This window comes from Vibrio sp. Vb2880 (genome assembly GCF_033337975.1).
GTDB classification, from domain to species: Bacteria; Pseudomonadota; Gammaproteobacteria; order Enterobacterales; family Vibrionaceae; genus Vibrio; species Vibrio alginolyticus.
Genome location: NZ_JAWORT010000003.1, coordinates 276,906 through 301,835, shown reverse-complemented (window position 1 = coordinate 301,835; position 24,930 = coordinate 276,906). Strand labels below are relative to the sequence as shown.

Below are 24,930 nucleotides of genomic sequence, written 5' to 3'. Positions count from 1 at the left end.
GACAGTTCAATCAAAAGGCAGCTATAGTTAGCTGCCTTCCTTTATCTTTATTCTTAGCGAATCATTCGTTTCTCAGTACATTCCACGCTTCACAAAGAACTCTAAATCTTTCTGCATCGCCATTTTCTCGATCAGGATGCCAACGAAGCGCGAGTTTTCGCCATTGTTTTCTAATTTCCGCAGGCGTAGCGTCAGTGTTAAGTTCAAAGAGTGACAGTGCCTTTGTCTTATCTACGCTGGCTACTGACGAACCACCGATGAATTTTTGATAAGTTGTCCAAAATTCATTCAACAGTCGACGCACTTCATCTTCGTCCGCTTCGTAATTGCGCCAATCTAAGTAATACTCACGCAAAGGATCATGAATATCGATCTTATGCCTCAAAGCTTCCATCGAAGACATGAGCTGAATATCCATGGCTTCGACTTGAAGCCAGCTATCCGGATACAGAGTGTCTTGCAGTTGATATAATGCATTCATGATCAGGAAATTTCTTTTGAATAAATCCTTATCGGGAGAGTCGTCCAGCTTTGAAATATAACCTTGTTCACCCAACGAGCTTGCCAAGGTGTGCACTTTCCAATTAGAGGGCTGTTTTCTCAGAATTTCTAGCATTGGCCAAAGCAGCGGATTTTCTATTGCATGAGGCTCAATACTATTGACAGTACGTTGTCCTTCCATTCATCCTCTCTGACACGAGTTTAGGGCCCCATTCACGGCACAAAAAACATAGTTTCCACTTTGTAGCATAAATGCAAAAAGGCCGATAGTCATTCACCATCAGCCTTTGTAAGGAGATCACGTAAAGGTTAAATAACCCCTAGCTCACGTAAACGTTCCATAAGGTAGCTATGTGCAGTGTAGCGCTCAGATAACACCACTTCCGGCTTTGGATGCAGGAACAACGGTAATGAGATACGTGACTTTTCTTGACGGCCACCCGTAGGGTTGATTACACGGTGAGTCGTTGAAGGGAAATAACCACCTGACGCTTCTTGAAGCATATCACCAATGTTGATGATTAAGTTTCCGAAGTCACATGGTACATCGATCCAATCACCCTCTTTACTCTTTACTTGCAGTCCAGGCTCATTGGCAGCAGGCAAAACCGTTAGCAGGTTAATGTCTTCATGCGCAGCAGCGCGAATAGCGCCGGGCTCTTCTTCGCCTGTCATCGGTGGGTAGTGAAGCACGCGTAGTAATGTTTTGTCGCTGTTATTGATCATTTCTGACAACGCGATAGAGAACTTCTCTTGAACGTCCTTAGGTGCGTACGCTTCAACCCAACCTAATAGCTCTTGAGCAAATGCATTGGCACGCTCGTAGTACTCTAAGATTTCAGCTTTAAGCTGCTCTGGGATCTGCCCCCAAGGGTAAACATGAAAGTACTCTTTGATGTCTTTCACTTTGTGCCCTTTCGCCACTTCAGACACTGAAGGTGGGAAATAGCCATCTTGGGTGTCTACGTTAAAGTGAAAATCATTCTTTTGATCTGAACAGAAAAACTCATGCCAGCTTTTGTAAATTGACTCTACAAGCTCTTGTGGAATCGGGTGGTTTTTCAACACACCGAACCCCGTTTCGCGTAGAGAGGTAACGAACTGTTGAGCAGCATCGTCAGCAAGATAATCGACAGTTTCCAGTTTCATGGCTTTACTTCTTTTTTATTAGACTGAATCATGGATTCTATGGATGGGCATGTTGTAAATCAAACTTTAATGAAAACTGCACGCGCAAACGTTTTAATGTTGAGCAGTTTGCCAATAAATCAACATTTTCAGTGATCAAAAAACCCATTAAAATATCAATTGCACAGCGTTCAATTAAGTGCAATCATTAACACAATCTATGGAGTCCCACTGTAAGATAAATTGAAGGATCAAGTAACTCTATGAAAAGCACCTCGACACTCTTAGGATTAACGATTTTTTATGCCATCGTGTTTTTATTTTCTGCGTTGGAACCTAACTCACGCGCAGTTTGGTTTGCGGAGATTATCCCGGCGATTGGTATTCTTGTTGCTATTTGGGCGATTTCGATTCGCTATCAGTTCAGTAATACGGCTTACTTTTTAATGTTCATCTGGCTCTGTTTGCACACTATCGGTGCGAAATATACGTTCTCCGAAGTGCCGTTTGACTGGTTTAACGACATGATTGGTTCAGAGCGAAATAATTTTGATCGCGTTGCGCACTTTTCAATTGGCCTTTACGCATATCCGATCGCTGAATACTTGATAAACAAAAAACGGTTCAACAAAGCGTTCTCTTGCTGGTTTGCTTTGTTTGCTATCATGTCACTTGCTGCTGGCTATGAGATTATCGAATGGTGGTATGCGGAGTTGGCTGGTGGCGATGAGGGAATTGCCTTTCTGGGCTCGCAAGGTGACATATGGGACGCCCAGAAAGATATGTTGTGCGATACCGTTGGTGCAGTGTTGTCGTTATTCTTAATGTCGGCTCAACGTCGATTCTCTCAACCATTCTAAATAAGGGTTAAACCCATCAACAATTGGAACCTGTACGATTTGAGCGACCTCGTATTCGTGCAGGTTTTCTATTTTCTCTTCCACCAATTCATAAAGTTCTCGACGAGTTTTGATGACTAGCAACCATTCGTTGTCAGTACAAACCTCCCCTTTCCAAACGTAGTGGCTTTCAATAGGCATTGTTTGAATACACGCGGCTAATTGGGCATCTAGCAAACCTTTAATGATCTGATCTCGATTTTTTTCATTACTGGTTGTACTTAAAACCATGCAATAGTCATGTTTCATACTCATTTTCTAGCCCTTTATTATTTCATCGTCACTTTGCCGCCAATCATTTTGTAAGCGGGGGTTCCTCTTACTAGGGTATCTCTTGCAAACTCTTGTCCGCAAGCGGGGCAAATACATGGGGTTTGTGTGAAATCGTCAACAATGCGCTCTTTGAAGCATTTAACCAGTGCTCCTTTCCCGCCTTTACGGTACTTAAATAGTTGAGTTTTACATTTAGAGCAAAAGATATCGACGGTTTTCGTCGGTTGTTTTTTATTCGGTTTCGCCATGGTTACTTTCTATATCCGGTTTGACCCATACATTATTAAAATCAAACCAACCTAAGGCATTACACTTTGCATTTTGTAACGCACCGCTGTGGTCTTTATTCACGCCTAGCCAGCAGTGAAACATAGGAATCACCTGACAGCTTTTTACTAACTGTCGTCCTAGCTCACGCGCAGGAAAGTCTGTGTGCATGCCGGCACGCCATTGATCGACAAGTTTAGCCCATTCACTAAAATCGTAACCTGAACTGAACTTCTCAATATCACTGTAATCCAGGAGCCAGCCCGCCAACGCGTCATTTCGGTTCGTTGCAATGCCCATAGCTTTCACCCAGATATCCACTTCCTCCGGTGCGGGCGGTTGAGAATCATAACGAATAAACTCAACCTCTATACCGTGCGGTTTTAAGAGTGTCTTGATGGCCTTGGCAACTACTGGAAACATCGGATGCTTTTTCTGATACGCTACGGAAATTACCTTATTAGCCTGTGGTACGCTGCCCGCTTCTGCTGGCCTAAGATCAATCCAACCGGGCTTAAGGCCAAACGCTTGCAATACTCCCAGTTCCATCACTTTATCTTGTGGGACATGCGCGTAAATCTGGTGACTGTTGAGGGTTTGCGAGAGGAACTCTGCCCAACGTGGATCTTTTGCAATCCCGGTGTTTTTGTTTAGTAATAGGAATGTACAGCCAGGGTCCAGCTCGACTTCATCGGATGAACCTTGTTTATCCATCTTCGGTTTTGACAGGCTTGGATAAACCATTGAGGAATAGGCTTCATCGATTACCCACACCTCAACCTGGTCAAGTAAAGGGCGAAAACCAAAGTAGCCATCAAAAGCAGTCAAAATAAGACGCTTATCATCATTCATTTTAACTTGGAACGGCCCTGTCCCTATCGGTTGTCTATCGAAGCTTTCAGAACGCAAAGCACTCGGTAGCAAAATTTTTGCTTGCGACTCACTCAGAGCCAGAGGAAGGTAGCGATCAGGACGGACGAGCTCAATATCAACGGTCCACTCTTGTGGTGAAGACACCCGCTTTATGTGAGAAAACAAGTTCAAGCCATTTAACGCAAGCACACTCTCAAGAACACAACTGGTTGTTAACGGTTCACCATTATGAAAGCGTACTCCACGACGAAGATAAAAACGCCAATGTGTATCAGAAATTGCTTCCCACGTGTGGGCTAAATCTGGTTGAAGTTGTTCATTTTCATCAAGGCGAGTGAGTCCGCTAAAAATTTGTCTGGCGATGTGCTGTTCAGAACGCCGCATCGGTTTCTGCGGGTTTAACATCGACAATGGTCGATAATAAGGCAAACGCACGACCTGCTCGCCCTGTCGATGCTGAAGCCCTAAATAACCTTGGATAACCTGCGTCAATCGTGTCGCATCGTTATCAAGCGCATCTAGAGCCTGACCGATTTTCCCTTCATCGAGATAACGCCTGGCGAGGTTTTCGCTGACGTCGCTTCGATTACGTTTAAAAACGAGTTTCGAAAGTTTTCCTCGACCCGCTGCCGGATGCCACTCAATCCAGCCCTCTTCTTCAAGTTTATTTAGAACAATACGAGCATTACGACGTGTACAAAACAACGCTTCGGTGATGTCTTCGAGCTGAACGTCCGTATCGTGACCGGAAAATTTTTCAAACAGTGTTTCGAACTGAACACGTAAACGAGGGCTACTCATAAAGAGGAAATTCTTATCTTGTTATCGATAAGCTAAGTTTCCTCATTTTTTCCAAAAAGTGCAAACATCACACTATAAATTATTGAATATCGATACCAATTTCTCGCGAAAGTTCAGCCAGTTGTACCTCGTTGTCCAGCTTGATAGACCATTTGCACTCTGCTCCATGAGATAAAACAACGTTCGCTCCTCTACCCAGCAACTGAATTGCATCGGTTTGCGCTTGCAAGGTTACCATTGCACTGCCGGAGAGCTTAATCACTATTTCACGCTGGGTTGCAATGATTTTTCCTAATGAAAACTCAATCACCATCTTAGTTTATACCGACTTTGTTTTGTGTTGTTTCACAGCGATGGTCAAGCGACTGGTACACACTAAACGGCCTCGCTCATCAGTGATATCGATTTGCCACACTTGCGTTGAAATACCCAGATGAAGCGGTTTTGCCGTACCAATCACATGACCACTTCGCATGGCTCGCACATGGTTCGCGTTAATATCTAAACCGACGCAGTAGCTGCCCTCATCGACAGAGAAGTTTGCAGCCAATGAGCCTAATGTTTCTGCGAGCACGACTGATGCACCACCGTGAAGCATTCCTAAAGGTTGATGAGTAAAGCTGCATACGGGCATGGTTGCTGTAAGGGAGTCGTCAGTGAAATCTGTATATTTAATTTGTAGGTGCTCGATCAGGGTATTTTTTGACGTGGCATTCAGAATCTCTATGCTTACGGGCTTTTTCCATATACTCATTGTTTTACTCTTAGTTTCACAAACTGGTTTGTTAGGTTGTAACGATGTGCTAGGAAGCTAGCATAGACGCTACTTGGGCATAACTTCAAGACGTAACATCTCACCTTCTTTATTAATCAGATGAATAACTTGATCCATGCATCATGTTACTATTTGGGTATATACTATTGCTTCAAAACAAAAAATTAAATGGAGCCTGTTATGAAGGTATGGATGAAAGCCTCTGCTCTTTTAACTATCGCGGGTTTAACGGCGTGTAGCGCATCACCGACGGGTCGCAACCAGATCCTGATGTTTTCAGATCAGGAAATGTCATCGCTTGGCGCTAAATCTTTCGAACAAATGAAGAAAGATATCCCAATCAGCAAAGATCGCAAAACGAATGCCTACGTTCAATGCGTTGCCAAACACATCACTGACACCATTCCCGCTCAATCTGGATTTAAAGACTGGGAAGTCGTTGTTTTTGATAGTGAACAAGTCAATGCGTTTGCTCTACCAGGTGGGAAGATCGGCGTGTATACCGGGCTTTTAGATGTCGCGAAAAACCAAGATCAGTTGGCAACAGTCATTGGTCACGAAGTCGCTCACGTCCTCGCTGACCACAGTAATGAACGTCTCTCACAAAGTCAGTTAGCAAATGCCGGGTTGTCTCTAGCAAACGTTGCCATTGGCGCTTCCGAGTACAAACAGTATCAACAAATGACGATGGCGGCACTTGGTGTCGGTGTTCAATACGGTGTTATCTTGCCATACGGTCGTACTCAGGAATCCGAGGCTGATATTGTCGGGCTGGAATTCATGGCAAAAGCAGGTTTCGACCCACGTCAAAGTGTCGATTTATGGAAAAATATGAGTGCTGCATCAGGTGGTTCTCAACCACCTGAATTCTTCTCAACCCACCCATCGCACAGTACGCGCATTAAAGATTTACAAGCAACCATAAATAAGCTGCCTGCGTATAACGCGAAAGCACCAAGATGTGGCTAATTCATTGCTACTATCGTCTACTACTTAAGCTTGCCAAATAAAAAAGCTCCCTAGGGAGCTTTTTAATGATTCTAATCAAGTGCCCAATATCTGTAGCGGCAAACTTAACAAACTATCTCCGAGAGTGGCAAAATACCAGATGATAGAAACAAAACCTCCGACAGAGACCAAGTACCAAGCAAGTGAAAATAGTTGCCCATAACGGGTTAATGGCAATAAATGGCTTTGATGTCGAGCTCTCCATTCCATCACCACTTCCAACATTCCCATTAACAATAAAAACCCTAGCAACGTCAGACCGAAATAGTAACTGATAAAAATGCCTAATAAAGCGGTCGCAATACTGCCAGCTAACCCGACCCAAGTATTCATTGAGAAGGTAATACTTTTGAGCACATGGCCACCATCTAATGGTAAAATAGGCAGCAGATTAAATAGGTTTAGCAAGGCGTTAAACACAGCAAGCCCAGCGAAGATCACCTCACCAGTCATCCAATAAAGCAAAGTAAAAACAATACTAAGTACTAAACCGAAAAATGGTCCCATGATTGAGATAACCACATCCTGCCAGCGCGTGTTTATCTTTTCGTCACTTAGCGCCAAACCACCTAGGAATGGAATCAAATAGATCCCTTTGGTCTTCATTCCAAAATACTTCATCGCTCTAATGTGACCATATTCATGAAAAACCAAACAAGCGATCAACGCTAGCGCGAACTCGATGGAAAATAGCCAAGAATATGCAGCGAGACTTGCAGACGCTAACGCCACTTTAATAACTTTCGCACTTTTAAGTGCTTTCATCCCAAGAGATACGAGGCCTATTACACTTAAACGCTTTTCGGATGGTGGCGTAACTTCTGGCACTTGGCACTCGATGTCTTTTTCATTTCGACAACCTTCGTTGACGAGCTCACCGTTAATTGTGACCTTGTAACTCAATTCAAACGGTTGCCATGTTAAAGAACACTCTAAATGACAGTTCAGGATTTCCTCACCCGCAGAGAGCTTAAACTGGTGTAGACAAGTCTCTGCGGTATTGTCACTGGCATCGATTTGAGACACCAACGTATTATCCCAATATAACTGCTGCCACCCAGCCATCGATCCTTCGAGCCTTAGCGAACGACCTAAAAATTCAACATTCAGTAATTCCAATGCGGTTCCTATTGCGTCTATTGAATAACTACATAGCGAGCGCGAATTATGCCTGTGAAGTGAAGAAACAGCAAAGCGAGCTATCTCTTGATTTGATCGTTATTTAACTATAAAGCTCGCAAAACAATTCTGGTCGTACCATTCTCTTCAAAAATATAACGATAATACATGCCCTTACAAGCCATCGTTTGACCTATGCATCATATTTAAAACGCAAAATACGCTCAAACTTTGACAAGTTATTAAACATACAATTAACATTACATTTACATCACCGTTGTATTTCGCGTATTAACAATTGGTGTAAGTACCACACAACAATTACAAGGACTTCGGTCCAGCATTATGACACCCTAGGAGGGTCAAGGATGAACAAGAAGCACTGCTCTCTGCTTACAATTTCAATATTGTTTGCGTGTAATGCCCACTCAGCGGGCTTCCAGGTAGCTGAACATTCGGCATCTGGTCTTGGTCGAGCATTTTCAGGTGAAGGGGCTGTCGCAGATAATGCCAGCGTCCTTGCCCGTAACCCTGCAGCAATGACACTTTTCAAAGAAGCTCAATTTTCGGGCGCGTTATCTATCATCGACCCTGAAGTCGATGTGTACGACACTGTAAACAATGAACACGCGAAAGATGTCGCCCCTTTACAGATCGTGCCAGCAGGTTATTACATCAGCCCTATCAATGATAACTGGGCTTGGGGTATCGGTATGTTCACAACATACGGTGTTGCCACTGACTATCCAAATGATATTTCCGCAGGTGATATGGCGGGTGACACTTCCCTACTTTCAGTAAACATCAACCCTAATGTCGCTTACCGTATCAACGAGTCTTTCAGTGTCGGTGGTGGTATCAACCTAGTTTACGCTGAAGCAGAGCTGACTCGCCACAAAGGCGCACTCGCCCGTATTTTAGGTGGTAATAAGTCCGATAACCTTGTCGGCATGGAAGGCGAAACTTTTGCTTGGGGTTGGAATATTGGCGCTTTGTACGAGCTAAATGAAAACAACCGTTTTGGCTTTGGTTACCGTTCTAAAGTTGATCTAGATTTTGACGACGGTGAGTTTAGTAGTTACGACTCAGGCCGAGCTCCATCACCAAAAGTGGATGGCCGTTTAAAAATCTCTCTCCCTTCAATTATCGAATTATCGGCTTTCCATCAACTGAATGAACAATGGGCAGTACATTACGGCTGGCAACAGACCGATTGGAGCACATTTAAAGAACTGAAAGCGACGAGTCCTCAATGTAATGATGGAACTGCTGGTCAATGTTTCTACAAACCAGAGAAATACGAAGACAACAACCGTTATTCTATTGGTGCAACTTACACCCTCAATGCGGATTGGACATTCCGTGCAGGTTTTGCGTACGACGAACAAGCAGGTGAAGCGACATTGAGTATCCCTGACAGTGACCGTTTTTGGTACAGCGCGGGCCTAACTTACGCAATGAATGAGAATTTAACTTTCGATGCAGGCTTTGCACTTGTTAAGAGTAAATCAGGCTCTTTCACTGAGACAAATGCTCTGGGTGAAGAGATTAAGTTTGACTCAGAAGGTACTGCTTACATCAGCGCGGTACAGATGAACTACACCTTCAAATAATGGGATTACGGAGTAAACCAATGAAACACACGTTTAAATTATCAATGCTTTGTTCTGCAATCCTTCTTGCTGGTTGTGGTGATGATACTTCCAGCTCTGGTACTTCCGACAAAGTTCAATTTGAAGATGAAGTGCAAGCATTGCTTGATCGCGAAACATCCATCAGTTTTACGCTTCAAGGAGCGAACGCAGATGTACCGGCACCATCTTACTTATTAATGGACACAAGCGATGGTACGCTTGGTCTGCCAACTGATGGCAATGATGCTTTAACCAACCCTAGAGCCTCGATGAATACGATGGATGGATGGTCAACGTCTATGCCAATCGTTCTTAACTTCAACGGCGATGGTTTTGCAACGGGCATGTTGCCGTCTGGTGTTAAAGTCATCAAGATTAACCAACGCTTAACCGAGTGGGACGGTAAATCTAACCCAATCGAAGAGGTACTCGTTCAGAACCAAGACTACGTAGTTCAAGCAAAAGGTAACTCTCTATACATCCAGTTCTTGGCTTCACTTGATGAGTCAAGCGAGTACATTTTTGCGGTTACACAAGATGTTACTGACGTGAATGGTGAGCCAATCGGTACATCAGCCAGTTACGCGACAGGTAAATCGAAAGAAATCGTTTATGAAACTGGTGCTCTTGCTTCTGTTCAAGCGGTGACACAAGCGGTTGAAGGCATTTTTGGTTTAGCTCAAGTTGACCCTAACGACATCGTTTACTCCTCATGGTTCAGTACCCAGTCTGTAGGTGATACGTTAGCGGCAGTCAAAGGAGTAACCGCTACTGGTTTTTCTACCGGCGCAAACACACTAAATACCGTTTACAAAAATGACTCAAACGAAGGTTCAGTTGACTTATCAACGGCCTACACAATAACGCTCGGTGAAACCCAAGACTTTAGCACTGCGCTAGACTCTGACGATGACTTTAGTAAATACATTAGCGATCTAGACGCAGCTAAAACGGCAATTAAAGGCCTTTACATGCAATCAGGTGCCGATGTGAGCGTGACACAAGGTGTGGTAAGACTGCCTCATTACCTGGAAAAAGGCGCAAGCTGGAACATGCAACCAATGGTATCTGCGATGCCAAGCCTAGCGAAGCTAAGCGCAGCATTCGCGGATCCGAACGAGCAAGCAAACATGGTTCAGCAGCTATCAACAGGCGTTTTTGCAAATGATCCTGTTGATGTGACAAAGCTTGCTACAGATCCTACAGAGCAGCTAAAACTTGTTGGAGCTAAGCTTACTCTTACCGATGGTACCCAGCTTGATAGTGAGCGTATTATTACTCGCTACTCGCCTGTTCCCTTAGTGAAATCGGTCGAAGATATCGAAGTACTGGTCTTCACACCTAAATCTGGCGTCGCGACAGACGTTGTGATTTATCAACACGGCATCACCTCAGCGAAAGAGAATGCGTACGCGTTCGCGTTCAATATGGTAAAAGCTGGTGTGGCAGTTATCGCTATTGACTTACCTATTCATGGTACGCGCAGCTTAGATGAACAACGTTCCGCAAATGCGAATGTACTGGCTTATCTAAATCTTTCCAACTTAGCCGTTGCGCGTGACAACCTACGTCAAAGTGTTCTGGATGTGTTAGGTTTGCGCGCTAGCTTGGTAGTATCTGCTCAAGGCGGTCTTTTAGCTGGAGGTCCTCTGCAAGGCTTCAACCCAATGACGGGTTCAAAAGTCAAAATGCTAGGTCATTCACTTGGCGGTATTGTCGCTACATCTGCCGTCGCAGCAGCAAACAATACATTGGGCAGCCCTACTGCGGATGCACTGTACACCTTTAGTTCTGCATCAGTACAGAACTCTGGTGGACAAATTGGTAATTTGTTACTGGGTTCAGACAATTACGGCCCTCAGATCAAACATAACCTCGCTTATGCAGCATCTAAAGACTATGCGAGTTACGCTGATGCATCATGTGCGGATCTAGAAGATAAAACATGTTACGAAGCATTTGAGGCTGCGGCAACGGAAGCTCAAGTAGCAGCGCTAGAAGCAGGTTTTTCACAATTTATCTATGCAGCACAGACTACACTAGACACTGTCGATCCGTTCACAAACGCTTCAGATTTAGTGGCATCTGGTTCGCTAACGACACCATTCTTTATGACAGAAGTGGATGGCGATAGCACAGTACCAAACAGCGTTCCAAATGCACCATTCGCGGGTACTGAACCGCTCGCTAATAAGCTAGGGTTGAAGACTGTGAACAGTACGGACACTACTGTGAATGCAACTGCGAGCTTTGTACAGTTTAATGCTACTGCATCGCACAGTACTTTTGCTTCGCCAAATGGCACTCTGTCTGATATTGATCATCATGTAGAGATGCAGATGGAAAACACTGACTTCTTGATGGATGAAACACTAACAGGTGTCACTAACACTTCTGTTTTGAAGTAATCGTAACGCCCTTCCTACCAAAGCCCAGTTTCTACTGGGCTTTTTCATTTCAATTGTATTCAAACCCACTCATATTTCCTCTGCTATAGTTAAAACGATGTCTTTGCCTAACTCACTTGTTTAAAAGGAAAACTCTATGCGCGTATTGACTGTTATTGCCACTGTATTACTTCTTGCTGCATGCGGAAGTAGCCAATATCTGATGTCGACAAATGAAGGGAAAATTATTACCTCTTACGGTAAACCAGACCTGAACGAGGAAACGGGTATGTACGAGTATGAAGACATGGATGGTAAAGAAATGAGTATTTCAAAAGAGCAAATTGTCCAGATTGTCGAACGTTAACGACAGGCCCTCTGTAAATTAGAGGGCTATGTTCTAGCCACCCTCTCTCTACATTTACCTCTTTTAGGCTTGTAATCGTTGTAGAGATTGACACAACTAATTCATAAGCCAAAACAATTAATAGTGTCTTTTATACTTCCGTATTATTTATTTAGCGAATATTTTACATCTTCACCTTAATCAGGTTGGAGTATTGTAAAATCTAGTCTTTAATTCGCTAACACCCTTTTATTTCTCAGGATAAAGTGGATAATACCGCCACAAAATAACATTACTAAGGTGAGTCCTTATGTCTATTGAAGCTACTCTGCTTGCGCGCTGCGAGTCAAAATGTGAACTGTGTTCTTCTGAATCTCAACTAACTGCATACGCTGTCCCACCTCACGGTAATGTGACGGTTGATACTGCCATCATGGTTTGTGATAAGTGTCTGGGTGAGATCGATGAGCCAAAAGACATTAACCACTGGCGTTGTCTAAACGAAAGCATGTGGAGCCAGGTTCCTGCTGTACAAGTGACTGCATGGCGCCAACTCACTCGCCTAAACACAGAAAGCTGGGCTCAAGATGCTCTTGACATGATGTACATGGAAGAAGAGCAAATGAACTGGGCAATGAAAGGGATGTCTGCTGACGATAAAACGGTTGACTGTAACGGCACTGAACTTAAGAAAGGTGACGATGTAACAGTAATTAAAGACCTACCAGTAAAAGGCACTAACCAAGTAATCAAACAAGGTACAGTGATTCGTGGTATTAGCCTTGGCGATGATCCAAAGCTAGTTTCGGGTAAGGCAAATGGTGGTCAGTCGATGTACGTGATCGCAGAATACTGCCGCAAGAAGTAATATCGCACTTCAGTCATGTCAAAACGGGGCACCAATGGTGCCCCGTTTTTCTATACAACACTTAATCTACTATCATGTCTACCTCCTCTAGAGTGTTTCTTTTCTAGGGCGTAGGTTGAGTAGGCATGTTTTACAAATAAAAAAATACCGGCTCATAGGCCGGTATTTCTTACACTATTTCAATATTAACGGTACATACCGATGTCTTTTTGAATATGTGCTGACAAGTCTTCTGCGTAGTAACTGCGTGGCGCAGTGTTATCTACAAATAGAATGTCCAGTAAGTGAGCAATCAGTCCTTTGAAGTTAACCGCGTAGGTTTTCTTATCCATAGAGGTTGGTAAAGCTACATTTGTCATTTGCATTGCTTGTGCCATGATTGCCTCTCTTTAAAAGCAGTAGTCTGTTTAGTTGGTTGTATATTAGTCAGTTTCTTATTGTTTAAGAAATGACAAATTTTACCCATTCAAATTAGAATTTCTAATAAAACAAACTCATTACAAAACTCAAAAATACAAATGAATAATAACGGCATAAATAATCACAATTGCTGTAATTACATTGAATAACTGAACATTACCTGCATAATCGCCCCTTAAGCAACAACATATATTTAACAATATTTTTCGTTATTTCTTTTGATTTTAGTGCTTACTTTATATTTTTTGATTAGTAATATTAACGCTAGTTTGACGCTTCGCTTTATTTTTTAGGAGTGATGCAACCACTGCCGATGTCATCACAACAACTAAAAATGTGAGAGACCATGCTGTCGGAATCTCATATTCTGTTCCAACCAATAGCATTTTTACCCCGATAAACATCATGATTACTGATAATGCTGGTTTTAAGTATACAAACTTGTCTAACATTGCTTGAAGAACAAAGTACAGCGATCGCAAACCCAGTAATGCAAATACGTTCGCGGCTAAGACTAAAAATGGCTCTCGTGTTACCGCGAATATAGCTGGTATAGAATCCAACGCAAACATAACGTCCATTACTGCAATGACACCAACAACGATCAGCATCGGTGTTGCCACCCACTTACCAGCTTGCTTTAAGATTAAGCGATTTCCTTGGTAGTCATCTGTAACTGGCAATACCTTTCGAATCAACTGCTCCGGATATGGATTAACCTCTTCTGCTTCGCCTTTGTCGCGAGCTAGCTTAACACCCGTCCAAATAAGAAAAGCAGCAAATAAGTACAATACCCAGTGATACTGTGAAAGTAACTGAGCACCAACCGCAATCATGACAGCGCGTAAAACTAGCGCACCTATCACCCCCCAAAGCAATGCTCTCGGACGCAAGTGCTCCGGCACACTGTATTGTGCAAAGATGATGGCAAACACAAACAAGTTATCCACGCTTAGCGACTTCTCTAGTAAGTAACCAGTTAAGAATGAAATCGTTGCTTTGTCGTTCGTATAAGCGCTATGTGGCGCGTAAAAGTCCCAGAATAAATAAATAGAACCTGCAAAAACAAAGGCAAGCAAGAACCAAAAAACACTCCAAACGATGGCTTTTTTCATCGTGATAACGCCACCACGTGTTTGATAGATATCAAGCGTAACAAGAACAAGGGTAAATAAACCAAAAGCACCATACATCGCTAATGATTCTTGAAGAGGCACCGATTGGCTCAATTGGGTGGTATTTTCGATAAGAGACATATTTCCTCCCATGGCGGAAGGACTTCGTTTGGTGACCTTCCGCAGACAATAACAACCAACAGCCACATAACGATTATGTGCTGCTAGTCAATGAATGCGTTGGTCTCGTTGAAGTGTTGACGTGAATGAACCACGTAACACCTTTACTTACCGGATAAGCTGATGCTTAACGAGATGACGATAAGTAAACTTGCGCTAACTACTCCCCAAACGCCGACATAATAACGCCGAGCGTCAGGCTTTCCAACAAAAAAGCCTTGTCTTATCGAAATAAAATTCTTATCAAAAATCAGGAAGCACTATAAAAAGAAAGAAATGGATTCAACCACCTGAACTTTAGTAAACAGACAAAAAGCAGCAAATGGCTCAAGACAAACTCTTCATTGGTTAGAGCCCTAACGGGGAAGATAGATACAAAAAAGGAGCATTACTGCTCCCTTTTGTAACATCCACATTCTTAGCAATTCAAAAGCCGCTTAGAGGCACAAAGTAGACCAGTGTTGACCAAATTGCGATCCAGGCAACCACGACTGCCGTATCTGCCCAATCTTTATTCCACATACTGCCATCCTCATCAACCCATGTAGTAAGTGGAGAGCAGCAAAATCAATACCAGTATCTATTATCGACGTCGCTTTGTGTAAAGTTTGTGACTTTGATTCAAACAGTTTGGCTCATCGGTCAGGAGTTCAATAAAACAATCAGCCATGGACAAACTGGTCACACGCCCTTCTCCTTTCATCTCCTGCAATGCGTCATACCCCTCTTTCCCTTTCATCGTATAGGCAGAAGAAGTCCCTCGATACCAAACATCATCTTGAACACCTACCCATTGTTTGCCATCAAAAATCACTAATGATTGAACTCTTTCACCTTTTGGGGCATCTGCGTGGTACTCGAAGTTTAAATTGTAAGTGTACGGATAACTGCCAGATCCAGTGCCTTCTACGCCATTGTTGAGTGCATTATTTATCGCGCCTTCAAGTGCACGGCGAATAGCGCTGCCTTTTACATCGTAAAAGCCGATAGGAACGGCAAAAGGCAACAGTCGTCCGGCAATGTCTGCCACTGTGATGTTGCCAGGGTTCAAAGAGGTTCGCACGCCACCCGCATTATGAATTGCAAATTGAACGTCATATCCACGTTTGTTTAAACAGTGCAGAAATGAGCGGGCAACGGAGGAAGCCAACTCACTCTCACCAAATTCATCGGGAATTCTCACATGACGCTTTTTGGTGTCAACACTAGCAATGACTTGTGACTGTAACTGCCTGACCTGAGGAATATACTTATCGCTCAGGATCGCTTGAGTTTCCGGGTGTTTCTTACAAACCACGACATTCGGTTGACCATGGATGAAGTCGCACGCGGTTTCGAATACACCTTGGTCGAGCTGTTGGTTTAGCGTCGAGTCCCAAAAAATACGTCGACCAAGCAACAGTTCATTTTGTCCACTCAACATCGTTGCTTTACCGTGTTCATCAAACTCAATGACGCAGTGCCCCATTGTCAAAGCATGGAAACCCGCTTGCACCACATAGGTATCATTAATTTTGATACCGTAGGGATCGTCTTGTCCTAACCCTATTGATGAAAAATCACCTTGCAACCGGTGGCTGTGTCCACCAACAATTATACCAATACCTGCGACTTTCTCAGCTAACTCTAAATCACCTTCATAACCTAAGTGGCTCAGAAGAATAATATTTTTTATACCTGATGAATGGATTTGTTTTACGGTCGCCTTGGCGGTTTCAATTGCTGAGTGAAAAGGCGTGTCTGCATCAGGGTTTGCGATGTCGCTCATTTTATCTATGGATAATCCGAAAATCGCGACCCGCTCACCATGGAATTCTTTAACAATGTATTGAGCGCTCTGTGTATCCGGTTGGTAACTATATACATCCTTGCAATCACTGATACGGTGAGTTTTTTTAAGTGATTCATTGGATAAATCCCAGTTGCCAGCAAGCAATGGGAACTGAGTACGTTGGCAAAACAATGCAACTGGCTCATTCCCCATATCTAATTCATGATTGCCTAACGCCATTGCATCAATCTTTAATGCGTTCAATAAGTCGGCATTGGCTTTGCCTTTAAATAGTGAGAAATACAGCGTGCCTTGGAAGCAATCTCCGGCATGGAGGAACAACATCCCGTGACCTTGGCGCTGAGCATCATCTCTTAACTGCTCGACTCGGGTTGCGATACGAGAAAAGCCGCCAGCACTGACATAAGGCTCTAGCGTGAGTTCATTGTTTATCTTAAGCTTTAACTGTAATGACGTTGGTTCAAAGTAGGAATGTGTGTCATTGATGTGTGCCAGTTTGATTCTCACTGGCTTATGATTGTTATTCATCTTCATCTTCTCTTTTTTCATTCCTTATAATAATAAGAAGTGAATCATGACAGAATCATGAATTTTATGAAACTGCGATTTAGGATTTCATGTTTAAGTGATCACGATGCTGTCCCCCGGCTTTGAAAGCAAGCCTCGCTTGTAACGGTCTCTATTCAGTAAGAGGCTCTCGTAATTTTGTGAACTGAGCTTAACTCAAAAATTTCGAATTCATATATGCTTAGGAGTAGCAAAATAACTCTCGATAATTCAAATAATTGCAAGGAGGATTGAGATGAGACTAGAACGCATCGAAATCTCCGGGTTTAGAGGCATCAAACGCCTTTCACTCTCTTTTGACGAACTCACCACGCTTATCGGTGAAAACACGTGGGGCAAATCATCATTACTCGATGCCCTTTCCATCGCATTACCTGCCAATGGCTCATTGTATCAATTCAAACTGAAAGATTTTCACGTTGACTACTCAATTTCTCATCCACAAACACAACACTTACAGATCATTGTTTGTTTTAAAGCACAGGATAAAAACGAAGTAAAAGCGGGACGCTACAGACGTATAAAGCCTACATGGTGCACCAACGAAGATGGTGAGCAAGTCATTTACTATCGTATTAGTGCGTCTCGCGATGAGCACGGCATTAATACAGAGTACGCGTTTTTGGGTCATAACGGCAAACCCAAAAAACTTCACCACTCAGAGAAACTCGCTATTGAGTTAATGACACTTCATCCTGTAATCCGACTACGTGACTCCCGACGCTTCCCAGATTTAAACCATGTCAACGGCGATGGTAAAAATGCTCGGATTGAAAAACGAATCAACAATACCTGTCGACGCTTATTGGCTATGCCTGGCCATGTAAATAAAGGTGAGATTCGTAGTAGTCTCGACTCAATGCAAACGCTTGTTGAGCACTATTTTGCGTTCAGAAGTGTCAGTAAAGGTAACCTACGCAAACCTCGCGATGGTCTTTTCTATACAAGCCCTTCCTCTGATAAAGGTTTGAGTCAGTTCTTGAAAGAAACCAATGACAAACAAAGCCGCTTGCTTTTAATGGGGTTACTCAATGCCTATCTTCAAGCTAAGGGCCCCACTGATTTAAGGCGCTGCGCGAGACCAATACTGATCATTGAAGATCCAGAAGGTCGACTGCATCCAACTCATCTAGCGAGAGCGTGGTCCTTATTGCAATTGTTGCCAATGCAAAAGATATTAACCACCAACAGTGGCACGTTACTCGGTTCTGTTCCACTGTATTCAATTCGACGTTTAATTCGGCTATCAGACAGAACCATCGCTAAGAGTTTAAACTCAACAAAGTTTGGTCGAGATGAGTTGCGCCGAATTGGTTTCCATATTCGTTTTCATCGTTCAGGAGCATTATTTGCGCGGTGCTGGTTACTTGTTGAGGGCGAAACCGAAGTTTGGCTTTTTCATGAACTGGCTCGTCAATGCGGGTATGACTTGGCTGCCGAAGGGGTTCAAATCGTTGAGTTTGCTCAATCAGGTCTAAAATCACTCATCAAAGTAGCAAAAGAGTTTGGTATTGATTGGCATGTCGTTACCGATGGCGACCCAGCAGGGAAAAAGTACGCGCATGCAGTGCGAGCACAGCTCGACCATGATCAGGAAAGGCATCGACTTACGGAGTTACCCGACCGAGACATCGAGCACTTTCTGTACAACAATGGTTTTGAACTTTTCTTTAAGGACATCATCAAAGTTCCTCATGACCACCCTATCCCTGCTAAAAAAGTCGTAAATCGTGTTTTGAAAAAACATGCAAAACCGGACTTAGCTTTGGCTATTGTGTCTCATTGTGAAGAGAAAGGCATGGAGTGTATTCCTGTTCTTCTGCGCTGGACACTTAAACGCGTTGTTACCATGGCCAACGGCAATACATGAGTTAGACGTATTTTACACTCAGCGTATTGTCTTGTAATACAAAAAAAGCACACCAATTTGGTGTGCTTGTATCAAACATCATTAATTTTGATTAAGGGTATTGAGAGGGATAAAACTCAATACACAGTGGATACCAATAAGATCGGGGGTTCACTACTGTGCTTGCTCAGCAAGCGAAGAAGAAGTAGCGGTTGATTTCGTATGCAACCATAGCCCTGTCGCTTTCATTAGATAGCCAAACACACCACCTAGCAACAACGATGGAATGACAAGTTGCCAGTTTCCGTCAGACGCAAATGTTGCGCATGAACCAATAAAAGTACCAGGGATGTACGCGAGCCAAGCCTGTTTAGCTTGAATACACATGAAGAATGCCACAATAGCGGTAATCACATAGCCAATAATTTCCAACCCCACGTAAGTGGAACCGTGAATAATTACCATTGCCCAGAATACGCCTGTCATATTGGTGATTAAGCTGATGCCTAGTCCTTTCAATCCGCTCGTTGGCGCTGCAAAGTAGCTCGTGCAACCTAAAAAACCAGCCCAAGAAAGCAAACCTAAAGAGATGGCGATCCAACCCCATACGCCAGATAAAATTCCAGTAGTGATAGAAATAGCTAAAAGTGTCGTCATGGTAGTCATACCTACTCGGCTATTATCGTACCTATATGGTTCAATAACTGCCTTCATACATTGAAATCAAGGACACATGTTAGATACATCAGCTCAGCTTATCGGTGATATTGATCACAATAAGATATTATTATTTTCACAATTTACATTAAAAGTTTGACGCAACCGATAAATCAACAGATTTAGGGAATAAACCAACTCATCTCGTAGGCATATTTAATCAACCTTTAAAGAACTGAAGGCTTCCCTTTCATCATTCGCAGTCCCTCTCTTTTAATGCAGTCGACTAATGGGTTTTCTGCCATATCTGAACGCCATATAAATGAAAGTGTCCTTTCCATTTTTAACTCAGGTACATTTAATGCCACAAGGTGACCTGCTTCTATATATCGCTCTACATCTAAATACGGTAAGCAAGTAAGGTACTGGCCATTAGCAACTAAACTACGTAACACCGGAACGTGTTCGTACTCGCGCCACACATCCAAATCTTCAATAAGGTGGTGAATAGAACTATCAAATGTTTTTCGTGTGCCAGAGCCATGCTCTCTTAGTACCCACTTCGCTTGCTCTAACTGCGCAAGGCTAACAGACTGATTACGCGCAAAAGGATGATGAGAAGCTGCGACAACAGTAAGATGATCACGACACCATACTTCTTGGTGTAAACGGTTATCATCACAGCGCCCTTCAATAATCCCTAAGTCATACTTGTAATCTAATACCCCATCAATCACTCCTTTCGTACTTTGTACACCGAGAGAAATACGCATTTCTGGAAAGTCATTATCAATGATACTGATAAGGTCGGGAACTAAGTGCTCTGCTGGGGTTTGACTCGCTCCCATACGAATCTCACCACTCAATAAATGTTGCTCATAGAAGCCCATTTCAATCTGCAATGCATCTTGTAGCAAGCGTTTTGCTTTTGGTCGTAACCACATCCCCCAATGGGTTAACGCCATTTGCTTGCCTTGCCTCTCAAACAACGGCCTGCCAAGCATCTTCTCTAATTGCGCAAGCGACATACTCGTCGCTGATTGTGTCAAAGCCAATTTTTCTGCGGCTTGGCTTACACTGCCGGTATCTGCAACTGCGTCAAAAACCGCTAATTGCTTAAGTGAGTAGCGCAAAGTGTCCTCCATTATTAGTGGGTATTTCCCAATCCCCACAATTGTTAAAGCATGCCCCAATAAGCAATAGAGTTCATTTTACCTGGCCCCGTAAAGTTATCAATTAATTTGATGAGGTTTCTAAATATTATCAATTTTACCTTACTAACCGTTCTCCCTATTCTGAGTACGCGGTTCGGGAACACCGCAAGCCTCAATGGTTTTGAAACCGAAGTCATTGAGGCTCTTAATAAAAACAACAATTTCATTTTTGAGTTAATAACCAAGGATTTTTTATGCGATTACAAATTAAGGAGTCAATATGGCGGTGACCAGTTCTCAAAATCACCAGTATTTTTCTCCAAAAGAGATGATGGTTGAAGCGGAAAAATTTGCGTTAAGTAAGGCAAACAAAACCAGCAGTATGACATTAAGCCTCGCCATTATGGCCGGCGCGTTCATCGGGTTAGCATTCTTGTTTTACATCACGGTGACCACCGGCAGTACGGGCGCTGGTTGGGGCTTGAGCCGCCTAGCTGGTGGACTCGCATTTAGCATGGGATTGATCCTCATAGTGATCTGCGGTGGTGAATTATTTACCAGCTCCGTCCTATCCAGTATTTCTTGGGCCAATAAGCAAATCTCGTTCGGTAAGATGCTTTCGATCTGGGGCAAAGTTTACGTTGGTAACTTTATTGGTGCGATGTTCCTACTTGCGCTGGTTACTGCTGCTGGTCTTTATCAGATGGATGGCGGTCAATGGGGATTAAATGCGCTTAACATCGCACAACACAAACTTCACCACACTCTCATTCAAGCGTTTGCACTCGGTATTCTCTGTAACCTGTTGGTCTGCCTAGCGATTTGGCTGACATTTAGTTCTGCAAATGCAATGACAAAAGCAGCAATGACAATTTTGCCTGTGGCAATGTTTGTCAGCAGCGGTTTTGAGCACTGTGTTGCGAACATGTTTATGGTTCCACTTGGTATTGTTATCGCGAATTTTGCACCTGAATCTTTTTGGGTATCTGTCGGTGTGCCCGCGTCACAATACACAGACCTAAACATTAGCCACTTTATTACCGCTAACTTAATTCCTGTCACGCTTGGCAACATCGTCGGCGGAGCGGTATTAGTTGGCCTTTCAAACTGGTGTATTTTTCGCCGACCAGAACTAAAAGCAGCGAATATTTCTTCTATCACTACAACTACAACACTGTCGTCAGTTAAGGATTTCACCATGAAAAATGCTTCTTTTGTTAAAGACATTATGAACCAAAAACCAGTCACCATTCGTGCAGAAACGCCAATTGCAGCCGCGCTGGATGTGTTACTTGATAACAACGTAACTAGCGCACCTGTTGTAGACGTACAAAATCGATTAGTTGGCTTCTTCTCTGCTCACGATGTGATGGTAGAACTATGGTGTGAGGACTACATTCCGGTGAAAGACCAAAAAGTCGTAGACATCATGAGCCGAGATGTGGTTGCAATTGACGCTGGTGATCGCCTCGTTGATGTTGTGGAATTCCTATGTATCGATAAAGAGCAGTTGTACCCAGCGAGCAGTATGGGTATTGCCACTCGCTTGACGTCTTTGTCTCTCGAAGAACGCGCTAAAAGTATCAAAGTAAGTAAGCCACAAGTGCTTCCTGTGCTTGAAAATGGGCAGATGGTCGGGGTGGTTACTCGTACTGAAGTATTAAAAGCACTACGCCCGATTTTTGGTGAGCGTTTAAACCTAGTGGAAAAAAGCGAGTTAGAAACAGCGTAATTCGCTAAACATTTACAACGTCTATTGGCTTTCAATCGCTATCACTGACGGGTTTATCGATGTTAGTGATGTGATTAAGATAATAAAAAAGCGCTCTTCAAGTGAAGAGCGCTTTTAGTGTATCTAAAAGGAACTAATTACTTCTTAATACCTTCGATATGAAGTTCCATATCGACGTAGCTTGAAGCACCCATTACTGGGATGTCAAAGTCAGCAAGCTCTAGGCGAGTGTTGCCAACAAAGCCAGCGCGCTCGCCGCCCCATGGGTCACTGCCAGCACCAACGAATTCAGCCTCAATAGTAATAGGCTTAGTAACACCGTGTAGCGTTAGATCACCAGTTACATCTAGTTTGCCATTGCCTTTATCAACCACTTTTGTGCTCGTAAAGGTTGCTTCACTGTATTTACCAGCATCGATGAAGTCACCACTACGAATGTGTTTGTCACGTTCAGCATGGTTTGAATCTAGGCTGGTTGTATCAACAACAACATTTACTTTTGAGTCAGCAATGTTGTTTTCATCAAAAGAAAAGTCACCAGAAAATGTATTGAAACGACCTTTGATGAAACTGTAACCCAAGTGGCTAACTTTAAAGTTGATTGAAGCGTGAGCACCTTTGGTATCGATGACATAATCTGCAGCTTGCGCACCAAATGGCAGTGCCATAGCGATAGCTAATCCTGTAGCGAAAAGTGACTTTTTCATTTTGAAGCTCCTAACATTTTTCTTAATGTGTTGTCTTTATCGATAAAGTGGTGTTTTAGTGCAGCAATAGCATGTAAACCTGCAATCAGGATGACTGCCCAAGCTGCATAGAAGTGAATCTCACCTGCAATATCTGATTGGCCTGGGAATAACTCTCCCGCTCCTGGCACGGTGAACCAATTAAACACTTCGATGCCGCGTCCATCAGACGTTGAAATGAGGTAACCTGAAACAAAGATGGTGACCAATAGTAGGTACATGACACCATGCGCTGCTTTAGCAGCAAGCACTTCGTAACGTTTGCCTTCTACCTTTGGTGACGCCGTCACATGTTTCCATACGATGCGTGCCAAAGTTAAAATAGCGAGTAAAATACCGACAGAGCGATGGTAATGCGGCGCAGTTCGATACCATTCGCTGTAATAGCTAAGGTCGACCATCCACAAACCCACTGCAAATAGACCAATAATGCACAGCGCTGATAACCAATGCATCACGCGTGCAGTAAGGTTGTAATTCTTTACCAGTGTATCCATCTCAAGTTCCTAGATATATTCCTAAGTTAATGCTGAGCAAGAAAGACTACATTAACCTATTTACGTCATATGAAACAGATTATTTACCATCATTTACATCCAGCCAATGGTGCCGTATCTATCAAGTTGTTCGAATTTTTTGAAGGAACTTTAAATCGTTTGTAAAACTGAAACTTACAGCTTAATTTCTTGTTCTATCTCATACAGCTCTTCGGAAACTTCTAACATTCTGCGTTCAACCAGTAACTTAGCATCTTCAACACCCTTGTTATAATAAATTGGTCCTAGTTTTTCTGTAATAAAATCAATTAGAAACTCACTATCGAACTGGCCAATTTCAACATCTAGCTCGTCTTGCATGTAATCTTGAATGGCGGTGGCCAACGCCTCTTTTTGTGCGCGTTCTAGCTTTATCATTTTTTCCCTTTCAAATTTTTGTTCAACTTCTGCTTCTTTCGTGTTGCTCTATTAAAGATTAGACACGGTCATTTGTGAGAAATTTGGTGTTTAGATCAAGAAGTTGCCGAAGTAAATTAGTCTATTCTCAAAAGACTATGCTAACCTTTTGCAGTTCGTTTTGTAATTATTAAGGGATATTCTTTGCTACTCGACCTAGTTATTCAAAGTGTTAATGATTTTCAAGACGACTGTCTTAAGCTGTGTGAAAAACATTACCCTGCGGTGCATAACCAAGGCATGAGTGAGCATCATCTTGGTCTCGCGTTTTCAAGAAGGATGGAACATACTTTTCGTCACTTTGGATACAACTGCGTGATAAAGCCAATCGAAGTGTTGGATTCTCCAGACCTTCCCCATCACTATCGAATTTCATCCGACATTGGCACTGTCTGGGTTCTGAGTCACCATATGGTCAGTGCCGGAAAATCTTGCCGGGAAAACTTACTCTCATCAATTACCGAATGGCAGAGTGAATATGGCTATGCCTTACAGCCTAATGACCTACTCTTTTTGGTTTGCGATCATTGGATAAGTCGCAGCAAAACGAGCCGAGAATTGCTTCATTGGTGGATGGGGGAACTACCCGATCAGATCAACGAATACACAGAACAAGGAATCACACTGTACACCAGCGAGTCGCAACTCACGCAATCGTTGGACACTCGATTCGGTATTAGCCCTTGTTACATTAAGTTTGGGCATCCTTTACGGCGTTCGAACAAACAGCAGTTAGTCAGAAAATATTTGCAGTTGTATGCCGTACTGCAATGGTAGCATCAAATTGAAGTGCTGAGATTATCAATTATTTCATCAATTTGTTTGATATCACTCGACAAAACTACCCATCCATTACCATCGTTCTTGCTTGAGTTAATGAGCACAC

Annotated in this window: 25 protein-coding genes; 9 read left to right on the top strand and 16 right to left on the bottom strand. The window is 43.0% G+C overall.

Annotated features, from left to right (window positions below; translation table 11 throughout):
* Positions 1–61: 61 nt before the first annotated feature.
* Positions 62–682 (bottom strand): DNA-J related domain-containing protein, encoded by a 621-nt coding sequence (locus tag R7M92_RS05275; protein WP_005376328.1) that lies wholly within the window; start codon positions 680–682, stop codon positions 62–64.
* 128 nt (positions 683–810) lie between these two features.
* On the bottom strand, positions 811–1,650 hold the full coding sequence (locus R7M92_RS05270) for an isopenicillin N synthase family dioxygenase (RefSeq protein ID WP_318132881.1): 840 nt from the start codon (positions 1,648–1,650) through the stop codon (positions 811–813).
* Between the two features lie 242 nt (positions 1,651–1,892).
* Between R7M92_RS05270 and R7M92_RS05265 the strand changes: the two genes are divergently transcribed.
* Positions 1,893–2,489, top strand: coding sequence for a DUF2238 domain-containing protein (locus R7M92_RS05265; protein ID WP_005376330.1), 597 nt, complete (start codon positions 1,893–1,895; stop codon positions 2,487–2,489).
* Here R7M92_RS05265 and cutA read toward each other — a convergent pair.
* From cutA to R7M92_RS05240, 5 genes are all read right to left on the bottom strand, one after another.
* Complete coding sequence (cutA, locus tag R7M92_RS05260; protein WP_017634166.1) at positions 2,451–2,783, bottom strand: divalent-cation tolerance protein CutA; 333 nt, start codon at positions 2,781–2,783, stop codon at positions 2,451–2,453. The two genes, R7M92_RS05265 and cutA, sit on opposite strands and share 39 nt — an antisense overlap.
* A gap of 14 nt (positions 2,784–2,797) precedes the next feature.
* Positions 2,798–3,049 (bottom strand): hypothetical protein, encoded by a 252-nt coding sequence (locus tag R7M92_RS05255; RefSeq protein ID WP_005376334.1) that lies wholly within the window; start codon positions 3,047–3,049, stop codon positions 2,798–2,800.
* The gene (locus R7M92_RS05250) at positions 3,033–4,742 is read right to left on the bottom strand and encodes an SgrR family transcriptional regulator (protein WP_318132879.1); all 1,710 of its coding nucleotides are present in this window, start codon (positions 4,740–4,742) and stop codon (positions 3,033–3,035) included. The genes R7M92_RS05255 and R7M92_RS05250 overlap by 17 nt, the downstream gene beginning before the upstream one ends.
* Before the next feature lie 79 nt (positions 4,743–4,821).
* On the bottom strand, positions 4,822–5,055 hold the full coding sequence (locus R7M92_RS05245; protein WP_005386281.1) for a DUF3389 domain-containing protein: 234 nt from the start codon (positions 5,053–5,055) through the stop codon (positions 4,822–4,824).
* Positions 5,056–5,061: 6 nt separating this feature from the next.
* Positions 5,062–5,496, bottom strand: a complete 435-nt coding sequence (locus R7M92_RS05240; protein WP_005376340.1) for a hotdog fold thioesterase — start codon at positions 5,494–5,496, stop codon at positions 5,062–5,064.
* A gap of 201 nt (positions 5,497–5,697) precedes the next feature.
* Between R7M92_RS05240 and R7M92_RS05235 the strand changes: the two genes are divergently transcribed.
* Positions 5,698–6,486 (top strand): M48 family metallopeptidase, encoded by a 789-nt coding sequence (locus tag R7M92_RS05235; protein ID WP_017634168.1) that lies wholly within the window; start codon positions 5,698–5,700, stop codon positions 6,484–6,486.
* Positions 6,487–6,561: 75 nt separating this feature from the next.
* Here R7M92_RS05235 and R7M92_RS05230 read toward each other — a convergent pair whose 3' ends face one another.
* Positions 6,562–7,590, bottom strand: a complete 1,029-nt coding sequence (locus R7M92_RS05230) for a site-2 protease family protein (RefSeq protein WP_261802742.1) — start codon at positions 7,588–7,590, stop codon at positions 6,562–6,564.
* Positions 7,591–8,012: 422 nt separating this feature from the next.
* Here R7M92_RS05230 and R7M92_RS05225 point away from each other — a divergent pair, with 422 nt between their 5' ends.
* The 4 genes from R7M92_RS05225 (at position 8,013) to R7M92_RS05210 (ending at position 12,879) form a co-directional block, all read left to right on the top strand.
* Positions 8,013–9,257 (top strand): outer membrane protein transport protein, encoded by a 1,245-nt coding sequence (locus R7M92_RS05225; protein WP_161442135.1) that lies wholly within the window; start codon positions 8,013–8,015, stop codon positions 9,255–9,257.
* A gap of 20 nt (positions 9,258–9,277) precedes the next feature.
* Entirely contained in the window at positions 9,278–11,686 is a 2,409-nt protein-coding gene (locus R7M92_RS05220) for a VolA/Pla-1 family phospholipase (protein WP_318132878.1), read from the top strand.
* 136 nt (positions 11,687–11,822) lie between these two features.
* Complete coding sequence (locus R7M92_RS05215) at positions 11,823–12,032, top strand: YgdI/YgdR family lipoprotein (RefSeq protein ID WP_005376349.1); 210 nt, start codon at positions 11,823–11,825, stop codon at positions 12,030–12,032.
* Positions 12,033–12,321: 289 nt separating this feature from the next.
* A complete protein-coding gene (locus R7M92_RS05210) occupies positions 12,322–12,879 on the top strand; it encodes a PhnA domain-containing protein (RefSeq protein ID WP_005376350.1) in 558 nt (185 codons plus the stop codon).
* Positions 12,880–13,064: 185 nt separating this feature from the next.
* On the opposite strand, the gene R7M92_RS05205 is transcribed toward R7M92_RS05210, so the two are convergent.
* The 3 genes from R7M92_RS05205 to R7M92_RS05195 form a co-directional block, all read right to left on the bottom strand.
* On the bottom strand, positions 13,065–13,256 hold the full coding sequence (locus tag R7M92_RS05205; protein ID WP_005376351.1) for a hypothetical protein: 192 nt from the start codon (positions 13,254–13,256) through the stop codon (positions 13,065–13,067).
* Positions 13,257–13,535: 279 nt separating this feature from the next.
* Positions 13,536–14,555 (bottom strand): TerC/Alx family metal homeostasis membrane protein, encoded by a 1,020-nt coding sequence (locus R7M92_RS05200; protein ID WP_062730983.1) that lies wholly within the window; start codon positions 14,553–14,555, stop codon positions 13,536–13,538.
* A 622-nt stretch (positions 14,556–15,177) separates the two neighbouring features.
* The gene (locus R7M92_RS05195; RefSeq protein ID WP_115386643.1) at positions 15,178–16,920 is read right to left on the bottom strand and encodes a bifunctional metallophosphatase/5'-nucleotidase; all 1,743 of its coding nucleotides are present in this window, start codon (positions 16,918–16,920) and stop codon (positions 15,178–15,180) included.
* A gap of 268 nt (positions 16,921–17,188) precedes the next feature.
* Between R7M92_RS05195 and R7M92_RS05190 the strand changes: the two genes are divergently transcribed.
* Positions 17,189–18,823, top strand: a complete 1,635-nt coding sequence (locus tag R7M92_RS05190) for an ATP-dependent endonuclease (RefSeq protein ID WP_132936453.1) — start codon at positions 17,189–17,191, stop codon at positions 18,821–18,823.
* A 153-nt stretch (positions 18,824–18,976) separates the two neighbouring features.
* On the opposite strand, the gene R7M92_RS05185 is transcribed toward R7M92_RS05190, so the two are convergent.
* Together R7M92_RS05185 and R7M92_RS05180 are read right to left on the bottom strand one after the other, a co-directional pair.
* Positions 18,977–19,459 (bottom strand): DUF1097 domain-containing protein, encoded by a 483-nt coding sequence (locus tag R7M92_RS05185; protein WP_318132876.1) that lies wholly within the window; start codon positions 19,457–19,459, stop codon positions 18,977–18,979.
* A 227-nt stretch (positions 19,460–19,686) separates the two neighbouring features.
* On the bottom strand, positions 19,687–20,592 hold the full coding sequence (locus tag R7M92_RS05180) for a LysR substrate-binding domain-containing protein (RefSeq protein ID WP_005376369.1): 906 nt from the start codon (positions 20,590–20,592) through the stop codon (positions 19,687–19,689).
* Between the two features lie 301 nt (positions 20,593–20,893).
* On the opposite strand from R7M92_RS05180, the gene focA reads away from it, so the two are divergent.
* Complete coding sequence (gene focA, locus R7M92_RS05175; RefSeq protein WP_318132874.1) at positions 20,894–22,345, top strand: formate transporter FocA; 1,452 nt, start codon at positions 20,894–20,896, stop codon at positions 22,343–22,345.
* 137 nt (positions 22,346–22,482) lie between these two features.
* Here the strand turns inward: focA and R7M92_RS05170 are convergent, their stop codons facing one another.
* The 3 genes from R7M92_RS05170 to R7M92_RS05160 form a co-directional block, all read right to left on the bottom strand.
* Positions 22,483–23,052, bottom strand: coding sequence for a YceI family protein (locus tag R7M92_RS05170; RefSeq protein WP_017634178.1), 570 nt, complete (start codon positions 23,050–23,052; stop codon positions 22,483–22,485).
* Complete coding sequence (locus R7M92_RS05165) at positions 23,049–23,588, bottom strand: cytochrome b (protein ID WP_005390157.1); 540 nt, start codon at positions 23,586–23,588, stop codon at positions 23,049–23,051. The genes R7M92_RS05170 and R7M92_RS05165 overlap by 4 nt, the downstream gene beginning before the upstream one ends.
* 174 nt (positions 23,589–23,762) lie before the next feature.
* A complete protein-coding gene (locus R7M92_RS05160; protein ID WP_042520836.1) occupies positions 23,763–24,005 on the bottom strand; it encodes a DUF2164 domain-containing protein in 243 nt (80 codons plus the stop codon).
* Between the two features lie 183 nt (positions 24,006–24,188).
* Here R7M92_RS05160 and R7M92_RS05155 point away from each other — a divergent pair, with 183 nt between their 5' ends.
* Entirely contained in the window at positions 24,189–24,821 is a 633-nt protein-coding gene (locus tag R7M92_RS05155) for a hypothetical protein (RefSeq protein WP_005376385.1), read from the top strand.
* The last annotated feature ends 109 nt before the right edge of the window (positions 24,822–24,930 follow it).